The organism is Actinomadura chokoriensis (assembly GCF_041463665.1).
Taxonomy (GTDB): Bacteria; Actinomycetota; Actinomycetes; order Streptosporangiales; family Streptosporangiaceae; genus Spirillospora; species Spirillospora chokoriensis_A.
In genome coordinates this window covers 172,921-192,800 of record NZ_JAXCEJ010000009.1, presented here as the reverse complement: position 1 = coordinate 192,800, position 19,880 = coordinate 172,921, and the positions used below count along the sequence as shown (strand labels likewise).

The window sequence follows — 19,880 nt, the reverse complement described above, 5'->3', positions numbered from 1 at the left end:
CAGCGCGTGGTCGTCGAACGCGGGACGCTCGTCCCCGTCTGGATGACCTCGTCAAGCGCCTCGTCCGGAACCGACGAAATGTCGAGGACGTCATACTCTGTCGCAGACATCATGAGCCTTACCTCCTCCCATTCTTCTCGAAAACCGACACGTTGGCCGTCTCACCATCTCCTCTCTGCTCAGTGGGGCCGTTCCCCCGAAGCATCCGGGCTTCACTGCGGACGGCACTCAATGCTCCGTGCAAACGGGCCGTCATCTCCCCCGCAAACCGGTCACAGGCCAATGCGCCACCGAAAAATATCTGTAGGCGAAGGACGGTTTCGGCGCCTACCGCCTGCACCTCCAGCTCCGGCGGGATGTAGCGAACGGGAACGTCGTACGCGCCTTGCACGACGGTCAAATCGCCCACCTTGAAACCGTCTTCGTCGCCCTTGCGGGCGATATAACTGATATTGATCCTCCGTGGATCCTCGTCATTCTGCAGGGAGGTGGCCAGGTGCTCTTCGACCAGTTCCCGGGGATTCGTCTGAGCCCTCATGACCGCCAGATACACCTCTCTGCGCACCTGCTCCAAAAGCTGCTCGACGCTCGGCGCCCGGCGCAGGAAGACAGAGGCCGGGATCGCGAACATCCCCGCGGTTTCCCGCTCGTGCACCCGGCGCGTGTCCACCGGAATCGCGATATGCAGTTCCTGTTCGTCGGAAAGCTCGAAGACCGCCGCGGCCACAGCCGTGACGAGCCCTTGGAACTCGGTGACGTTCCGGCGATGCCAGTCTTCTCTGAGTGCCGTCAGCGCCCCGTCGCAGAGCGACAGGACGGCACTCTCCTCAGGAGAGCCTCCGATGCACTCGGCACGCCACCGGCCGGGACGCCGCACCCAATCGTCCGAACGGTACGGCCGCGGCAGTGCCCCAATCGGGCGCTTCGGTCTCGACGCGTGTTCTTTCGCAGCCTGAGCGAACGACCCGGCGGGCTTCTCAGCCCGATCTTCCGCCATATCGGCCGACAGGTAGCCGTTCCAGATCTCTCGCAGCACGATGTCACAACCATGGAGGTCCAGCGCCAGATGGGAAAAGCTGCACAGCAGAGCGTGGAGATCTGGCGAATACCGGTACAGCCGGAACCGGAACGGCAGGCCACGGCACAAATCCCAGGGGCTTCTCACGTCGGTCGCCAGCATGGCCGTGGCGTATCGGGCGAACTGCCTTTCGTCCCTGGCCTTGATCTCTTGAAACGTCAGCAGGTCCCGCATGGCGGGAAGCGGCTGCACCCACTGCCGGCCCAACCACTGCCGGCCATGCTCGTCGGAGACACCTATGCGAAGAGCGTCATGACGTCGCACCGTGCGCTCCAGAGCACGGACGAGGCGCTCCGCATCGAGCGGACCGGTCAGTCTGTACGATGTCCCGATGGCGGTCTCGACCTCGGGATGCGCCGCCAGGATCGCGTGATGCAACTGTTGCGCGCCGATTAGCGGAAAACTCTCTTCACCGCGCTCGGATGACGTGCTCGGCATCACGTTGCGCCCTTCTACGGAGATCGATCGACGCGACCTGAACGAAAGAATTCGCCCGACAATTATGACATTTCGCCATAGATATTCATCAGATTATCCCGCCGGATCATGCTTCACAAGCGTTCACCATCCGACCTGGCCGGGCGGAGCACCTTATCGCGCAATGCGGCGCCATTCTTCCAGCCGCTGTCCCCCGCAATCGCGACAACATCGCCCCGCACGTCGTTGCGCCGCGCGAACTCCCGCGCCGCGGCGACGACGGCGCCCGTCTGCAGGCCGCCGAAAACGCCCATGTCGAGCAGCGCGCGGGCGGTCTGCGCGGCCTGCTCCTCGGCTATCGGGATCGAGGTGTCGAACACTCCCTCTTCGCATCCCGCCGCGATGAAGGGCGAGCGGTAGTCTCCGTCCGCGAGGGATGCCGTTCCGGGGATTCGGGTGCCGCTCGCGGCCTCCACAGCGACAACGGCAATCCGGGCGTCCACCTGCTTGAGGAAGCGACCCGTCCCCAGCAGCGTCCCACCGGTGCCGACGGACCCGACCACCGCGGCGACGCCGGGCACCTGGGCGAGCACCTCGGGCCCGGTGCCCGCGAAATGCGCCTGAACGTTGACCGGATTGTGCAGCTGGTCCATGAAGTACCACCGCCCGGGTTCCGCCGCCGCCACGGACCTGGCGAACCTGTTCCCTTCGATGGTGAAGTCCCCGACCGTCTCGACCGCGGCCCCGAAATATTCCATGAAGAATCGCTTCTCCGGTGTGAGCCTGCTCGACGCGACAATCCGCGTGGGAATGCCTAGAAGCCTGCCGAAATAGGCCAGGCTGCATCCCATGTTGCCGCTCGATGCGTCCAGCACGGTCTTTCCCGCGCTCCACTCCGGATCGCGCAACAGCTCTCGGAACAGCGCCACGCATGCCCGGTCCTTGATGCTGCCCGTCGGGTTCGCGCCCTCCGTCTTCACCAGGATGCGTGCACCGGCCGTCTCGTCCGGGCGGATTTCCACGACGGGTGTGCGGCCGACCGTCGCGGCCAGCGACTCGAATCTCCCCGCCGCGTCCGGGGCGATGCCGGGCCGGCCGTCGCCGCTCGGCCGTCCCTCGTCGGCGCCGTCTCGCGCGGCCGCCGCCCGCCGGCCCGCAGGCGCGAGTTCATCGGTGCTCTTCCACGCCACTTTGCTCTCCCCGCCGCCCGCGAACGCTCAGCGGGCGCATGTCCGTCCATACTTCGTCGATGTGGGAGAGGCAGTCCCGCTTCGGTCCGCGCACTCCGACCTCCCGCCATCCGGCGGGCACCGTCCGCTCCGAGGGCCAGATCGAGTACTGCTCCTCGTCATTGACCACGACGGTGAATTCCGGTTCGCTCATGCCCGCTCCCCGAGGAGAGATCGCCGTGAGCCCGCAACGGCGGCCGCGACTTCGGCGGGCCAGCCGTCCGGGTCCGTTCCGTACTGGCACAGAAAGGCGTAGGTAAGCCGTTCGAGACCGACGCCGACACAGCTGCTGTGTGCGCGGGCGCCGTCGGGCAGCGCTATGCCGAACCGCCTGCCGAAGAAGTCTTCGTGGTAGTTGAAGGACGCCACGGCGATGTCCCGCCGCGTCGCCACGTGCAGGCGGAGTTCGTACTTGAGTTCCATCAGCTGCTGCGACCACGCCTGACCGGCCGGGCTCTCGCTGAGAAAGAAGGGATCGTTGCCCACGACGCAGACCCCGCTCAGTTCCAGCTTCTCGGCGAAGCGCTGCACGGCCCGCATGTAGTTCGTCCGCCCCGCAAGGACGTCGGCTTTCCGGCCGATGAACACGATCTCCCTGATCGTGAAGTCCCAGAGCCGCTCCAGCGTCTTGGCGTAGCGCGACTCGAAGCGGAACGATTTGCCCCGTGCGGTGACGACGAGCGGGCCGTCGGATGCCAGTCGCTGACCGCTGTACTGGTTGAACGTGTGGAAGCACATCGTGGGCGGCAGGCAGTAGTCGACGCTCTCACACCAGTCGAGCAGCGCCCGGTCGACGGTCCCCCGCCGTTCGTACTCCGCCTTGAAACGCTGGTAGGCGTCCACGTCGTTGTGCAGTCGCGTGGTCAGCATCAGATGCTGCGGGAAGGAGGCGAGGTACCCGCATCTGTCGAGGACACCGGTCGGGATGAGCGTCGGATACCTGAATTCGGATGCGTCGAACATCGTCAAGGCCATCGACGTGACGGCGTCGTCGAAGTAGTCCATCAAGGCGATGAGCGGCTGCCCGACGGCGACCTGCCCTTCGCCCGTCTCCAGCACCAGGGAACGCTCGGTGAGGTCGGCATAGGTCCGTTCGTCAGCGGCGCGCCGCCCGGACGACGTCCACATGACGTCGGGCGTGACGACCCGGTGCCCGGACAGGTCGTGGTCGAGCACGAACCTGACCTTCTCCGCCAGTTCCTCCCCGTTCGCCGGCCGGTCCGTCACCACCACGATCTCGCTGATCAGGTCGTCCCGCTCGATCAGCCGGAAATCGGTGATCTGCGCGGAGACGAAGTAGATCCGGCGCTCGATCTCGGGGCGGTAGCCGCACGGCAGCGGGCTTTCCAGCGCGATGCGGGTCTCGAACATCTTCACATCCCCGACGCGAGGCGCTTCTTCAGCACCGTCTGGACGATCCGCTCGACCGTCTGGAAGTTCTCGAACTTGAGGTCCTCGGACTGCAGGCTGATGTCGAAGTCGACCTCGATGAACCGGAGGAGCTGCATCGCGAACAGCGAATTCACGAAGCCGAGATCGAAGATGTTCTCGTCGTCGGCCACCCGGTGCCCGTTGAGCCGGGGCCCCAGGAACTCCAGCACCCGCTCACGCACCGCGCTCTCAGTTGCCATTTCGATTCCTTCTCTCCGGCCGTTCAGACGGCAGCCGGTAGTCGTGGAAACCGAGCTTCGTCTTGCGTCCAAGCAGACCGGCGTCGACCATTTTGCGGAGCAGCGGAGCCGGCCGGAACTTGCAGTCCCGGTATTCGTCGTACAACACGGTCAGCGAATTGAGAATCGTGTCCAGGCCGATGAGGTCCGCTGTTTCGAGCGGCCCCATGCGATGGCCGAAGCAGCCGGTGAAGATGCGGTCGACGTCGGCGGCGCCGGCCGTCCGGTCCTGCACGCAGAAGATCGCCTCGTTGATCGTCAGCATCAGCACCCGGTTGGTGACGAAGCCGGGGGCGTCCTCGACCACGACTCCCCGCTTGCCGAGGCGGCCGAGCAGGGCGAGCGAGGCGTCCAGCGTTTCGGGAGAGGTCGCGTGCCCCCGCACGACCTCGACCGTGTCCATCAGCGGCACCGGATTCATGAAATGCATCCCGAGCACCCGGGCCGGCCTTCGGGTGAGCGAGGCGATCCGCGTGACGGGGATGGCGGACGTGTTGACCGCGAAGGTGACGTCCGCCCGGCAGAGCTCATCGATCTCCCGGTAGACCCCTTCTTTCACCTCCCATTTCTCGGTCACGTTCTCCACCACGAAGTCCGCGTCGGTGAGCGCTTCCATCGCGGTGCCGGTGGTGATTCGTGCGATCACTCCGTCGACGTCCACCGCCTCGCTCGTCCGGCGCAGCAGCGCCCCCGCGCGGAGGTCGTTCGCGACGGCGTCGATCGCAGCCTTGAGCTGGTTCTCCTCGATGTCGACCAGCGCGACCTCGAAGCCGTTCTCGGCGAACGACTGCGCCACGCCGCGGCCGATCGTCCCCGCACCGACGACTCCCACGGTGCGCAGCGGCGCCCGATCCGGAGAACTGGTCATTTCTCCTCGTTTCTGCTGTCCACGTATTCGGCCAATTCTCCGATCGTGACGTACTGGAAGAGCTCCGCCAGACCGACCCTCACACCGGTGCTCCGCTGAATGTTCTGCGCGATGCGCAGCGCCATCAGGGAATTGCCTCCGAGGTCGAAGGAGTTGTCGAACACATTGAGCTCCGACAGGCCCAGCTCACGGCCCCACACTTCAGCCAGTCGCCGTTCGGTCGCGGTGTAGGCGCCGTTCTCCCGGCCGGCCAGCCGGACGGCCGCGGCCGTCTCCGCCGGGCCGGGGACGGTCGCCGGCGCGGCCCCGGACACCGCCTTGATCGATTCGCGTACTTCCGGGGAGAGAGAGATCGGCGCGGTGCCGTGCCGCTCGTCCAGGAACCGGTCTCCGAGGCTCCGGAGCCGGTCGTGATTGAGCTCGCCGACGATGACGTGGGGGACGCCCGCCTCCAGGATCTCCTCCAGGCGGTCCAGCCCCTCGGCGACACCGATCGAGCGGAAGAAGCCCTGGTCGCGCCGCACCCCGTTGGCGACGGCCATTCCCGTTTCGAGCCAGTCGGTCCAGTCGATCGTCGTGGTCGCGAGCCCCAGGGCGTTGCGGTACTCGCCGTACCCGGCCAGATAGCCGTTGGCCGCCGCGTAGTCCCCCTGGCCCGCGGCACCGAGCAGCGAGACCGTCGACCCGAACAGCACCATGAGGTCCGGGGGGTCGCCCGCGGTGACCCGGTCCAGGACTCTCGCGCCCACCACCTTCGGCCTCATCGTGTTCACGAAGACGTCGCGGGCCTTGCGGAAAAGGAACCCGTCGCCGGCGACCCCCGCGGCGTGGACGACGCAGGCGACACGGCCGAATTCAGCCCGGGCCGAACCGATGACGGCCGCCATCGCGACCTCGTCGGCCACGTCGGCGGAATGGCAGCGCACGCGCGCACCGTGCGCCTCCATCTGCTGGAGCGCGAGTATCTTCGCCCGCTCCCTCGTGTCCGGGCCTCGCGCGATCTCCGGCCACCTCTCCCGCGGCGGCACCGCGCTGCGGCCCACGAGGAGGAGGGGGACGCCCGGCCGGGTCGCGGCGAGTCGCAGCGCGACCTGGAGACCCAGTCCGCCGAGCCCGCCGGTGATGAGCACGGCCCCGGCGGTGTCGACGGCGCCGGCCCGCCGGTCATCGACCTGGAGGGGGACCAGCTCGGGAACGAAGTGCCTCCCTCCCCTCAGCGCGACGTGCCCGGGCCGGCCGTCGGCGAGCAGTTCGGCGCACAGCTCGATCGGCGAGCCGTCGGCGGGCGCGTCGACGAACCGGCCGCGCATGCCGTTGACCTCCTGGTCGATGACCTTCGTGAGCCCGGTCAGCGCGGCATGGACGGGAGCGGGAGCGAACGCGTCAGCGCCGCTCACCCGGGCGGCCCGCGGTGCGACCACGGTCAGCCGGTCCGGGGCGTCGCTCCGGCCGCCGAGCACCTTGGCCAGGGCGAAAAGGCCGTGCACTCCCCGGTCCAGCTGACCGGCCAGCACATCGAGGCCGTCGGCGGCGTCCGGCTCGGCCTCACCCGCGACGTAGGCGATCTGGTCGGGCATGGGCTCGCCGAGTGCGGCCAGCAGCCGGGTGAAGCCCTCCTCGCTCGGCGGGACCCGGTACTCGTCCTCGGCGTCCGCGTGCCATATCTCGGACAATCGCGCCTCGACGACCTGGATGCCCCGGGCGCGCAGTGCCTCTCCAAGACCGTCCGCCAGGCCCGGGTTGTCATGCACGACGAGCACCCGGTCCGGCAGGGCGCGGGAGGCGCCGGGCGCGTCCAGCGGGGCCCAGCGCAGCGTGTGGTATCCGGCGTGGCGCTCCAGCCGGCGCGCGAAGCCGGAGGGGTCGGCGACCAGCTTGGTGCTGAAACCGCGGATCTCGACGGCGGCGGCCCCCGACTCGTCGTACACGAGGACGTCGATCTTGCGGACCTGCCCGCTCTGGTCGTGGCCCGGGTGGGGCCGGACGACGGCGAAGCCGCGGGCCGGCATGGCGCCGCGGACGCTGATGCCGTCGTATCCCACCGGCAGGTGCAGGAGGCCGCCCTCGTCCTCGGCACCCCGGAGGACGGCCGGCGCGTCAGGCCCGAGAACGGCCAGCGCGTGGATGCCCGTGACCAGGTCGACGAGCGCCGGATGCAGGACGCAGCCGGCGTCCTCCCGCGCGAACTCGGGCCGCAGCTCGAAGGGCGCCACGGCCATGCCGACCCCGACATGCACCGTGCGCAGGCTGTCCCGCCACCGGGGGCCGAACAACATGTACTCGTGTTCGTCTTGGCGGCGTCCTACGTCCACGGTGCAGACCTTGTGGCGGGCGATGAGCGCCTCCATGCCTTCCCGCGGCGAAACGGCGGCGAGTTCGCCGGTCCCCAGCCGCCCTCGCGCGTGCTCGACCCATCCACCGGCTTCCGCCTTCCGGCTGACGACGGTGAACGTCAGCGTCCCGTCGCCGTCCTCTTGGATCTTGGTGTGCAGCCGCCGCCGTTCACCGTCGGCGACGTGCAGGGGCCCGGAGAAGTCGACGTCGAAGATCTCGGTGACGGGCCGGCCGGCGTGCCGGGACCCGGCCGCCCGCGCCACCTCCAGGTAGGCGGTGCCCGGGACGATGCCTCGTCCGAGGAGCCGATGTTCGGCGAGAACCCAGTCCCGGTCGGGCGAGAGTTCGGTCAGGAAGACCGTTTCGCCCATCGTCTGCACGAGCGTCCTGTCCAGCAGGGGGTGCGGTTCCGCGAGACGGTCCCCGGGGTCGGAGGCAGGAAGGAGGTCCAGCCAGTACCGTCGCCGCTCGAACGGATAGGACGGCAACGGCACGCGGCGGGCCGGGGCGTGCCCGAAGTAGCCTTCCCAGTCCGCGTCGAAGCCCGCCGTCCAGAGCGTGCCGAGCGCCCGCTGCATGGTTTCCAGGGCGCCGCGCCGATCGGCGGCGTGCGGCAGGGACGAGACGACGGTCCGGCCGCCGGAGCCGGACACGATCCGGCGGGCCAGGCTGCTCAGCGCCTGGCCCGGCCCTATCTCGAGCAGCGCCGCGCGCGGCTCCTCGGCGACGGTCCGCACCCCGGCGGCGAACTCGACGGTCGAGAGGAGATGGTCGCCCCAGTAGTGGGGGTCCTGCGCTTCGTCCCGGGTGATCCAGGTGCCGGTCACATTGGACGCGAACGGGATCCGGGGTGCGCGGCGGGGGACCGCGGCGACGGCGGCGACGAACTCCTTGACCATGGGCTCCATCGACGCCGAGTGGAACGCGTGCGAGGTGGCGACCGGCCGGGCGATCAGCCCGCGGGCGGAGACGGCCGCGGCGAACGCGTCCACCGCGGCGGTGTCACCCGACACCACGCAGTCCAGCGGGCCGTTGTGGGCCGCGAGGTGCAACCCGTCCGGCAGCAGCGAGCGGACGGTGTCACGGTCGGCCGCGACGCTGAGCATCGCGCCGGGCCGCTGCGCCTGCATCAGCCGGCCGCGCTCGGCGACGAGTTCGAGCACGTCCGGCAGCGTGAACACCCCGGCGACGCAGGCGGCCGCGTACTCGCCGCAGCTGTGCCCGAGCATCGCCTGCGGCGTGATCCCCCAGGCGCGCCACAGCCGCGTCAGCGCGATCTCCAGGGCGACGATGGCGGGCTGGGCGATCTCGGTCCGCCGGAGCCGCCGGGCCGCCTCCTCGTCGCCCGGGTCCGCGAACAGCTGCGCGCGCAGGTCCCAGCCCACGATCGGGTCCAGGACGGCCGCGCACTCGTCGATCGTCCGGCGGAACTCGGGCTCGCATTCGTACAGGTCGCGTCCCATGCCGGGATATTGCAGGCCCTGCCCGGTGTACAGGAACACCACGTCCTGCGGCTGCCGGGTCACCGTGCCGCTGACGCAGGCGGCCGGGCGGCGGGACTCCAGGGCGTCCGCGGCGGACCCGGGGTCGGACGCCACGACCGCTCGCCGCCAGGGGAACGGCCGGCGTCCGCGCGCCAGCGTGAAGGCGACGTCGGCCAGGTCCTGCGGCTGTGCGCGCAGGTGCGCGGCGAGCCTGTCCGTCGCGCTCTCCAGGGCCTGCTCGGTACGGGCCGACAGGACCAGCAGCCGCGAGCCCCGGTGCGGGTCGGCGGTGTCGCCGGCCGCCGGCCGAGGCGCCTCCTCCAGGACGACATGGGCGTTGGTCCCGCCGAACCCGAACGCGCTCACCCCTGCCCGCCTGGGCCCGTCGGACTGCGCCCAGGGCCGCAGCGCGCCCTGGACGTGGAACGGGCCGGAGGCGAAGTCGATCTCGGGGTTCGGCTGGGAGAAGTGCAGTGTCGGCGGCAGCTCCTCGTGCCGCAGCGACAGGACGACCTTGAGCAGGCCGGCGATGCCCGCGGCCGCGTCCAGGTGGCCGAAGTTGGACTTCACCGAGCCCAGGGCGCACCGCGAGGCTCCGCCACCGCATCGCGCGAAGGCCTGCGTCAGCGCCTGGACCTCGATCGGGTCGCCGAGGGGGGTGCCGGTGCCGTGCGCTTCCACGTAGCCGATCGTCTCGGCGCCCACGCCCGCGTTGGCCAGAGCCGCGGCGACGACGTCCGCCTGACCGGCCGCGCTCGGGGCGGTGTAGGTCGGTTTCAACGAGCCGTCGTTGTTGACGGCCGATCCCTTCACCACCGCGTGGACGGTGTCCCCGGCGGCCAGGGCGTCCTCCAGGCGTCTGAGCACCACGACGCCGGCCCCGCTGCCGAAGAGGGTTCCGTTGGCCTTCGCGTCGAAGGGCCGGCAGTGGCCGTCCGGTGAGAGCACGGACCCCTCCGGGGCCAGGTATCCGGTGCCCGGGCTGCTCTTGTACGCCGACGCTCCGCAAACGGCCAGGTCGCACTCGTAGGCGAGGAGGCTCTGGCAGGCCAGGTGGACCGCGACCAGGCCGGTGGAACACGCGGTCTGCACCGCGAGGCTCGGACCGCGGAGGCCCAGTTTGAAGGAGACCCTGGTCGCTGCGTGGCAGACCTCTACGCCGAGGCCCGGGTTGTCGCCGCCAATGGCGGCGCCGCGCTCCATGTTGGCGTAGACGTTGCCCAGGTAGGCGGAGCTGGTGCTGGTGCCGGCGAACACGCCGATCTCGAGGTCGCACTGGCCGGGGTCGTAGCCGGCGTCCTCCACGGCCGCCCAGGCCGTCTCCAGGAGGATCCGCTGCTGCGGATCGATCATCTGCGCCTCGCGCGCGGTGTAACCGAAGAAGTCCGCGTCGAACTGGTCGACGGCGTCGAGCTCGGCGCCGGCCGGCACGTAGTCGGACGGGCCGGACGGCGCGGCGGGGACCCCCGCGCCGGCCGGCCCGTCCGCGTCGAAGAACGTGATGGATTCGACCCCGGCCCGCAGATTCCGCCAGTACTCGGCGAGGTCGGCCGCGCCGGGAAAGCGGCCCGACATGCCGACGATCGCGATGTCGTCGATTCCCTCAGTGCCGTCGGAGCCCGTCATCCCCGCTCCCGTCTCATGCTGGTCTGCCGGCGTCGCCGGTATTCGCGCCGCCTGCCGACGCGCTGCCTGCGTTCTTCGAGGAAGTCGTCGGCGGCGTCGACGCCGGGCCCGTCCGCGCCGTCCACGAGCGCGGCCAGCCCGGAGATCGTCAGCCGGTCGTACAGCTGGACGACGGTCAGGCTCGCCCCGAGCCGCCGGTTCAGCAGCGCGACCAGCTGGACGGCGATCAGCGAGTCGCCGTCCAGGTCGAAGAAGTTGTCGTGCACGCCGACCCGGTCGAACCCGAGCACCTCCCGCCATATCGCGGCGATCTCCGTTTCGGTCTTACCGCGCGGATCGGCGTAGACGGTCTGGAGCTCCGGCCGCGGCTGGCTCTCCTCGGCGGGATCGAGCGACGGGAGCGGCATGCCCTCGCCGGCGGCGTCGTCGTCCAGGGAGAGGGCCGTGTCGGCGAGAACCCGCGGGTCGACCGGTGACACGACGATCTGAGGCTCCTGCCCGTACCGCAGGACGCGGTCCAGGGCGTGCAGCCCTTCGGCCGGGGACATGCCGCGCTGCTCGACGTCCTGCCGCCGGAGGCGCCGCAGCCCCGCGGGCACATCGGAGTTCACCGCCATGCCGACGTCCCGCCACGGGCCCCAGTCGACGGCGACGACCCGGCCGTCGCCGCGCGCCTGCGCGTACGCGTCCAGGAAGCAGTTCGCGGCGCAGTAGTCGGCCTGCCCTATGGTGCCGACGTTCGCCGCGTTCGAGCCGAACAGCACCATGAAGTCAAGATCATCAGGGGGCAGCAGCCGCTCCAGGACGAGCGTGCCACCGACCTTCGGGCGCAGCACGTCGGCCGCCTCCCGCACGTCCCTGACCTGGATCAGGCCCCCGCCCGCCGTGCCCGCGGCATGGAAGACGCCGTTGATCGGCCCCCATCGGTCCCGCGCGCGACGCACCACGTCCCGCATCTGGTCTTCGTCCGCGGCGTCCGCCGAGGCGAAGAACGGCTCTCCGCCGAGCCGGCGGAGCTCCGCGGTCCTGCGCCGGACGAGGCCCGGCGGGAGCGGGGTGCGGGAGACCAGGACGAGCCGTCCGCCGCGCCGCGCCAACTCCTCGGCGAGGACGGACCCGATCCCTCCGGTCCCGCCGGTGACGAGATAGACACCGCCCTCGCGGATCCGGCCCCATTCCTCCGCGGGCCGCGGCAGCGGGTGCGGTACGAGGCGCCGCGCCCAGCGATGCCTACCCCGGTAGGCGATCTGGGTCTGCCGCGGGTCCGCGGCGAACTCGCTCATGAGCCGGCCGATCAGCCACGGCGACGGCGGCTCCGAGACGGGGACGTCGAGGCTCTGGCACCTGATCCGCGGATGCTCGCGGGGAATCACCTGGCAGGGGCCGAGCACCATGGCCTTCACCGGTTCCTGCGGCTCCTCGCCGGTCACGCACTGGAGCCCGCTGCTCAGCACCCACAGGAACCGTCGTGAGCCGTCGTCCGCCTTGCTGAGCGAACGCGTCAGGTGCATGAGGCTGTCGAATCCGCGCCTTCTGGCCTCGTCGGTGACCGCGCCGGACGCGGCGGCACTCGCGGCGGCACTCGCGGCGGCGTCGCCGACGCTCCAGCAATGGACGAGATGGGTGGGCAGCGCCGACTCCGCGCTCAGCGCGCCGATGAGCGCGTCGTAGCCGGGGCCGTCGGCCGGGTCGACCGTGAACGCGTCGTCGGCGTCTCGTGACCACTTCTCCCCGATGGAGACCGTGGTCACCTTGCGGCCGCCGTCCCGCAGCCGCGCGGCGAGGGCTTCGCCCAGACCGCACCGGTCGGTGAACACCAGCCAGGAGGTACCGGCTGACGGCGCGCCCTGCTCGGGCGGAGGCGTCCGCTCCCAGGACGGGACGTAGAACCACTCCTGGACGTCCTCCCGCCGGCCCGCCGGGTCCTGCCACGCCGCTTCGCCGCGGACCGCGCCCGCCTCGACCGGTGGGGGCTGCTCGGTGAGCCAGTGGCGCCGCCGCTGGAACGGGTAGCCCGGCAGCGGGACGCGCCGGCGGCGCTCCTGTCGGTGGTAGCCGTCCCAGTCGACGTCGGCGCCGGCCGACCACAGGCGTCCCAGGGCGTGCTGCATGCTCCCCGCGGCGCCGCCCCGGCCCTCCCGGCGCGGAATGCCGGGCAAGGCGAGCCTCCCCTTCACCGTCTGCCGGGCGAAGCCGCTGAGGGCCGAGCCCGGCCCGGCTTCCACGAAGACCACCTCGGGTCGGCCGCCGGCGGCGGTCCGCACTCCGGCGGCGAACTCCACGGGCGCCCGGACGTGCCGTCCCCAGTAGGCGGGGTCGCACGCCTCCTCGCCGGTGATCCAGCAGCCGGTGACGTTGGAGGCGATCGGGATCCGCGGCTCGTGCCTGCGCAGCCCCGCGACCGCGGCCGCGAGCTCCTCGGCCACCGGTTCCATCAGCGTGGAATGGAAGGCATGCCGGACCTCCAGCCGTCGCGCGGGCACGCCGCGCTCGCTGAGGGACCGCGCGAAGGCGTCGATCGCCTCGTCCGTTCCGGAGACCACGCAGTGGTTCGGCCCGTTGTGCGCCGCCACGCGGAGGGCAGACGGCAGCAGTTCCTCGACCACGTCGCGCTCGGCGGGGACGCCCAGCATCGCGCCGGGAGGCCGTTCCTGCATCAGGCGCCCGCGCCGGACGACCAGTTTCATCGCGTCGGGCAGGCTGAACACCCCGGCGAGGCAAGCGGCCACGTACTCCCCCAGGCTGTGGCCGACCATCGCGCACGGCCGGACTCCCCAGCTCTCCCACAGCCGGGCGAGCGCGACCTCCATGACGAACAGCGCCGGCTGCGCCGTCTCGGTCCGGGCGAGCGCCCGCGCCGCCGCGGCGTCCCGCGGGTCGCCGAGCAGGGCCGTGCGCAGGTCGTCTCCGATCGGCGGGCGCGGAGTGGCCAGGCATTCGTCCACGGTCTGCCGGAAGACGGGCTCACGCGCGTAGAGTTCCCGCGCCATCCCCGGGAACTGCGAGCCCTGGCCGGGGAACAGGAAGACGATGCCGGGCGAGGCGCTGACGGGCGGCGTCCCCTGCCCGGCCGCGCCGCCCGCCTCCAGCGCGGAGGCCGCCGACGCCGCGTCGGAGGCGACGACCGCCCGCCGATACGCAAACGCGCGCCGGCCCACGGCCAGCGTGTACGCCGCGTCGTCGAGATCGACCGGTTCTCGCCGCAGCCGCGTCGCCAACCGGTCCGCGGCCGTGTCGAGCGCCTCGGGGGTGGACGCCGACAGGACGAGCAGCCGCGTCCCGCGCGGGCTCGGTGGCAGCGGGTCGGCGACGGGCGCCTCCTCCACGATCACGTGCGCGTTGGTCCCGCCGAACCCGAACGCGCTGACCCCGGCGCGCCGCGGCGCGCCGGAGCGCGGCCAGGCGGCCGGCTCGGTCTGGACCCTGAACGGCCCGCCGTCGAAGGGGATCTCCGGGTTGGGCGCGGAGAAGTTCAGGGTCGCGGGCAGCAGCTCATTGCGCAGCGCGAGCACGGTCTTGAGCAGCCCCGCCATCCCGGACGCCGCGTCCAGATGACCGATGTTGGACTTCACCGACCCGATGCCGCAGTACCCGACCCGTTCGGTGCCCCGGCTGAAGGCCCGGGTCAGCGCCTGCACCTCGATGGGGTCCCCGAGCATCGTGCCCGTGCCGTGCGCCTCCACGTAGCCGATCGAATCGGCGCTCACACCGGCGTCCGCGAGAGCGCGTTCCACCACCTCGGCCTGTCCCGTGACGCTCGGCGCGGTGAAGCCGACCTTGAGCGCGCCGTCGTTGTTGACCGCCGAACCCTTCACCAGCGCGTGGACGGTGTCCCCGGCGGCCAGCGCGTCCTTGAGCCGCCGGAGCACCACGACGCCGACCCCGCTGCCGAAGACCGTCCCCCGCGCATCGGCGTCGAACGGACGGCAGTGCCCGTCGGGAGACAGGAAGGACCCTTCTTGCGAGAGATAGCCTCGGTCCTGCTCGACGACCACGTGGGCGCCGCCGCAGAGGGCCATGTCGCACTCGCCGTCGAGGAGGCTGCGGCACGCCATGTGCACCGCGACCAGGGACGTCGAGCAGGCGGTGCGCAGCGACACGCTCGGGCCGCGCAGGTCGAGCTTGTACGAAACCCGGGACGTCAGGAAGTTGATCTCGTTGGCGACCAGGATCCGGGTGAGGTCGACGGCTTCGGCCCGCGGCCGGTTGGCGTGCACGTTGCGCAGGTACCCGTTGCTGCCGGTGCCGCCGAAGACGCCGATCCGGCCGTCGAAGCGCGCGGTGTCGTAGCCGGCGTCCTCGACCGCGTGCCACGCGGTCTCCAGGAACAGCCGCTGCTGCGGGTCCATGGTCTGCGCCTCGCGCGCGGTGTAGCCGAAGAAGGCCGCGTCGAACTCCTCGATGCCGTCCACCCTGGCCGCGGCGGGCACGTACCCGGGCCGCTCGTACTCCGCCCGGGGGACGCCGGCGGCGTCCAGGTCCTCCGCGCTGTAGAACGACACCGACTCGACCCCGGCGCGCAGATTGCGCCAGAACTCGTCGAGGTCGCGGGCCCCCGGGAAGCGGGCCGACATGCCGATGATCGCGATGGGGTCGCGCCGGCCGGCATCGGTCATCCGGACCGCTCTCCGATCTCGTCGACCAGCCGCGCCATCGTGCGGACCGTCGGCCCCTCGTAGAGGACGGTCAGCGGCGCGGCGAGCCCCAGATCACGACGCAACCGGTGGATGACCTGGATGCCGAGCAGGGACGTCCCGCCGAGCTCGAAGAAGCTGTCGTTGGCGCCGACCCGGTCGATCCCGAGCAGGCTCTGCCAGATCTCCGCGATCCGCCGTTCGGTCTCGCCGTCCGGCGCGACGTAGGGGTTGCCGAGACCCGGACGGGGATGCAGTGCGGTGACCGGCTGCGGCGCCTCTCCGGGTGCGCTCCACTGCCGCCGGCGCTGCGCCAGGTCGCCCGTCGAGACGACCACCTGCGGCGGCAGGGGCCGGGAGAGCAGGCTCTCGAAGACCTCGCGTCCCTCCTCGGGGCTGATCACCAGTTTCCTCAGGGTCGCTCCGACGTCGGACTCGTCGTTCGGGAAACGCCATCCCTCCCAGTTCACGCTCACCCATCGCGAGCCTGGCCTCTGCGCGTAGGCGTCCATGAAGGCGTTGGCGGCCGCGTAGGCGCCGAAGCCGAGCCCGCCGAGCAGCGGGGACAGCGACGAGCACAGGATCGCGAAATCGAGGTCGTGCCCCTGCAGCACGCGGTCGAGCACGTGCACCCCGTGCAGCTTCGGGCGGAAGTGGACCTCGCCTTCCGCGGGGTCGAGGTCGGCCAGGAAGCGGTGTGCCCGGGCGCCGGTGACCCCCGCGGCATGGATCACCCCGTTGAGCGGGCCGAACTCGGCGGCGACCCGCTCCACCAGCCGCCGCATGCGGTCTTCGTCGGCCACGTCCGCGGCGGCGACCATGACCTGCGCGCCGAGGGCGCGCAGGTCCCGCACCGCACCGACGGCGGCCCGGACCGGCTCGGGATGGTCGGGGTCGTCCCAGGTCGCGGCGGGCGGAAGACCGGTCCGGCCGACGAGGACCAGGCGCGCCTTCACCGACTCCGCGAGGCACCGGGCGAGGACGAGGCCGATGCGGCCGAGCCCGCCGGTGATCATGTAGACGCCGCCGGGGCGGAGCAGGCTCCGGTCCGGTCCCGGACGCCGCAGAGGGAGGAAGGAGCGCACCCAGCGGTGCGGGCCGCGCAGGGCGACGTCCGCCTCCTCGCGCGGCGTGAGGAGCTCTGCCATGAGCCGGCCCGTGAGGCGCTCGGCCTCCTCTTCGGCGCGGGGCACCAGCACGTCGAGCTGTCGGCAGCTCAGGAACGGATACTCCTGAACGGCGATCATGCCGATCGCGCCCCCCGTCGCCTTCGCCGGGCACACCGGTTCCTCCCCGGTCACCGCGTGCACTCCGGACGTCAGCACGTCCCAGCGGACGGGTTCGGACAGCAGTTCCGGCGCGGACGCCCGCAGCCAGCCGGCCAGGCTGTGGAAACCGCGGGCCAGGACCTCGCGGGTCGTCTCCGGACCGGCGGACCGGTCCGCGACCGGGCCGACGCCCCAGCAGTGCAGGACGCGGCCGGGTATCCCGCCCGTGCTTCGCAACGTCTCGGCGAGGGCGCGGTAGTCATCGGCGCGGTGCGGATTGAGGGTGTGGTCACCCGCTCCCCCGCCCGCGGTCACCGTGATCACCTCGGCGCCCGCGGCGCGCAACCGGGCCACCAGCCGCGCCGCCAGGCCGTGCTCGTCGGCGAAGACGAGCCATCGCCGCCCCGCCGGACCGTCCGGCGGCTCCGCGGGCACGGCGTCCGTCCGCTGCCAGGTCGGCGTGTAGAGCCAGTCGTCCGGGGCGGCTCCGCGGCGGCCGGGCGTCCCGGCGACGCGTCCGCCGCGCTCTCCGGCGTCCAGCCAGTACCTGCGGCGCTGGAACGGATACGTGGGGAGCGCGACCCGCCGCCGCACGCCCGGATGGAGAGCGGCCCAGTCGACCGGCACGCCGGCGAGCCACAGACGGCCGAGCGAGCGCTGGACGGCGGCGCTCTCCCCGGTGCGGTCGTGTCCGTCCGGCATGGACGGTACCGCGACCGGATCGGCGGCCCGCCGCTTCGCCGGGTGCTGCAGCGCCGCCGAGCACAGGGCCTGGCCCGGCCCGATCTCCAGGAGCACCGTCCGCGGATCGGACCACAAGGTCGCGACTCCGTCGGCGAACCGGACCGTCTCGCGCATCTGCCGGGCCCAGTACGCGGGGCTGGTCGCCTGCTCGTCGGTGATCCACGTTCCCGTGACGGTGGAGACGAACCGCAGCCGCGGAGGACGGAGGCGGACCCCGGTGAGCATGTCCGCGTACGCCTCGGCGACCGGCCCCACAAGCGGCGAATGGGACGCCGTTCCGGTGGGCAGCGGTCGGCACCCGATGCCTTCGGCGTCGAGTTCGCCGACCACGTCCTTCACGGCCGCCTCGGCGCCCGACAGCACGCAGGTCTGGGGGCTGTTGACGGCGGCTAGGGCGACCTCCTCGCCGAGGAACCGGACGATCTCCTCCGGGCCGAGCGCCACCGCGACCATCGCGCCCGCCGGCTGCTCCTCGACGAGCCGGGCTCGCGCGACCGCGAGCGACAGCGCCTCCTCCAGCGGCAGGACGCCCGCCACGCACGCGGCCACATGCTCGCCGAAGCTGTGGCCGATCATCGCGTCCGGCGTCACGCCCCACGACCGCCACAGTTCGACGAGCGCGTACTCCACGGCGAAGGTCGCCGGATGGCAGAGCAGCGGCCGGTGCAGCGGATGGTCGCTCCGCTCCCGGCTGCGAAGGCGCCGCAGGTCGAATCCGGCGGCCGGGGTCTCGCCGGACGAAGGACGATCCTCGCGTGCGAACACCACCTCCGCGATGTCGAGACCGAGATGCGGCCGCAGGATGGCGGCGCACCGGTCGAACGCGGCGCGGAACACCGGCTGGTCGCGGTGGAGCCGGGCGCCCATGCCCGGGTACTCGCTGCCCGCGCCGGTGAACATGAACGCGACGGGACGGCTCCCGGCCGCCGGTGCCTCGCCCGTGAGCAGCCGGCCGTCGTCGCGGTCCTCCAGGATCCGCCGGCCGTCCTCGGCGTCGCCGCAGACGAGCACTCGCCGATGCCGGAACGCCGTCCGGCCGTTCTGGAGGGTGAAGGCGACGTCCGCGAGGGCCGTCTCGGGGCTCCCGCCCAGATATCCGGCGAGCCCGTCGGTGGCGGACTCCAGGGCGTCGGGGGTCTTCGCGCTGATCACCAGCAGCTGCGGGCGAGTGTCGGGCTCCGGCGCCGGCGGCCGTGGCGGCGCCTGTTCCAGCACGACGTGCGCGTTGGTGCCGCCCAGCCCGAACGAGCTGACGCCCGCCCGCCGCGGGCCTTCGTCCACGGGCCAGGGAACCGGCTCCGAATTGACGAAGAACGGTCCGGCGGCGAAATCGATGCGCGGGTTCGGCTCGGTGAAGTGGGCCGTAGGCGGGATCTCTCCGTGCTCGACGGCCAGGATCGCCTTGATCAAGCCGGCCACTCCCGCGGCGGCGTCCAGGTGGCCGATGTTTCCCTTCACCGATCCGAGCGCGCAGCGGGCCCGCCCGGCCGGCCGACCGCCGAAGGCCGCGTTCAGCGCTGCGACCTCGATGGGATCCCCAAGGACCGTGGCGGTCCCGTGCGCCTCCACGAAGCCGACTGTCCGCGGCTCGACGTCGGCCGCCGCAAGCGCGGTGGTGATGGCGAGCGCCTGGGATTCGGGGCTCGGCGCGGTGAACCCCGCGCGGCGGGAGCCGTCGTTGTTGATCGCGCTGCCCTTGATCACCGCGTGGACGCGGTCCCCGTCCGCGACGGCGTCCGCCAGCCGCTTCAGGACGACCAGCCCGACGCCGTTGCCCGCGCTCGTGCCCTGCGCCGCGGCGTCGAACGGACGGCACAGGCCGTCCGGCGAATACAGCCCGTCCCGGTTGTACAGATACCCGCGCTGTTTGAGCACGTCGACGGACACGCCGCCGGCGAGCACCATGTCGCACTGGAAGGCGAGCAGGGACTGGCAGGCCAGTGCCACGGCGACCAGGGACGTCGAGCACGCCGACTGCACACTGACACTCGGCCCCTCGAACCCGAGCTTGTACGCCACCCGCGTGGCGAGGAAGTCCGTCCCGTTGGCGAGCATCACCTGGTTGCCGCCCATCGTCTCGATGAGCTCGCCGTATGACGCGATGTTGTGCAGGAGATAGGTGTTGTTGCCGGCGCCCGCATAGATGCCGATCAGGCCGTCGTAACGCTCCGGGGCGTACCCTGCGTTCTCCAGCGCCGTCCAGGCGCATTCCAGCAGGATCCGATGCTGCGGATCGATCAGTTCCGCCTCGCGCGGCCCGTATCCGAAGAAATCGGCGTCGAACAACTCGATGCCGTCGAGCAGATTTCCGGCCGCCACATACTGCGGATCGGAGATAAGTTCCCGAGGGACGCCGCGTTCGCGGAGATCGGCTTCGCCGAGGTGTTCCAGCGAGATCTTCCCGGATCGCAGGTTGCGCCAGAATTCTGTGACGTCCCGGGCCTGCGGAAAGCGGCCGGCCATGCCTATCACAGCGATGTCAAGGCTGTCCTCGTACGCACGCTGCTCGCCGGGCATGGACCACCTCG

Annotated in this window: 9 protein-coding genes; all 9 read right to left on the bottom strand. The window is 71.4% G+C overall.

Translation table 11 applies throughout. The features are described 5' to 3' along the window. Positions 1–118: 118 nt before the first annotated feature. Positions 119–1,516, bottom strand: a complete 1,398-nt coding sequence (locus SM418_RS17015) for a condensation domain-containing protein (RefSeq protein WP_371941834.1) — start codon at positions 1,514–1,516, stop codon at positions 119–121. Positions 1,517–1,629: 113 nt separating this feature from the next. Continuing rightward, a complete protein-coding gene (locus SM418_RS17010; RefSeq protein ID WP_371941769.1) occupies positions 1,630–2,685 on the bottom strand; it encodes a PLP-dependent cysteine synthase family protein in 1,056 nt (351 codons plus the stop codon). After that, positions 2,663–2,878 carry an MbtH family protein gene (locus tag SM418_RS17005; RefSeq protein WP_371941768.1) on the bottom strand — a complete coding sequence of 72 codons (216 nt, stop codon included), beginning with the start codon at positions 2,876–2,878 and terminating at the stop codon, positions 2,663–2,665. Before SM418_RS17005 ends, SM418_RS17010 begins: the two co-directional genes overlap by 23 nt. Then, the gene (locus tag SM418_RS17000; RefSeq protein ID WP_371941767.1) at positions 2,875–4,095 is read right to left on the bottom strand and encodes a class-II aminoacyl-tRNA synthetase family protein; all 1,221 of its coding nucleotides are present in this window, start codon (positions 4,093–4,095) and stop codon (positions 2,875–2,877) included. Before SM418_RS17000 ends, SM418_RS17005 begins: the two co-directional genes overlap by 4 nt. Positions 4,096–4,097: 2 nt before the next feature. Next, positions 4,098–4,355: an acyl carrier protein gene (locus tag SM418_RS16995; protein WP_371941766.1), complete on the bottom strand. Its 258-nt coding sequence runs from the start codon at positions 4,353–4,355 to the stop codon at positions 4,098–4,100. Further along, positions 4,345–5,262, bottom strand: coding sequence for a 3-hydroxyacyl-CoA dehydrogenase family protein (locus SM418_RS16990; protein ID WP_371941765.1), 918 nt, complete (start codon positions 5,260–5,262; stop codon positions 4,345–4,347). The genes SM418_RS16995 and SM418_RS16990 overlap by 11 nt, the downstream gene beginning before the upstream one ends. After that, positions 5,259–10,706, bottom strand: a complete 5,448-nt coding sequence (locus SM418_RS16985; protein WP_371941764.1) for a beta-ketoacyl synthase N-terminal-like domain-containing protein — start codon at positions 10,704–10,706, stop codon at positions 5,259–5,261. The genes SM418_RS16990 and SM418_RS16985 overlap by 4 nt, the downstream gene beginning before the upstream one ends. After that, positions 10,703–15,322, bottom strand: coding sequence for a type I polyketide synthase (locus SM418_RS16980; RefSeq protein ID WP_371941763.1), 4,620 nt, complete (start codon positions 15,320–15,322; stop codon positions 10,703–10,705). Before SM418_RS16980 ends, SM418_RS16985 begins: the two co-directional genes overlap by 4 nt. Then, a complete protein-coding gene (locus tag SM418_RS16975) occupies positions 15,319–19,869 on the bottom strand; it encodes a type I polyketide synthase (RefSeq protein ID WP_371941762.1) in 4,551 nt (1,516 codons plus the stop codon). The genes SM418_RS16980 and SM418_RS16975 overlap by 4 nt, the downstream gene beginning before the upstream one ends. Between the last annotated feature and the right edge of the window lie 11 nt (positions 19,870–19,880).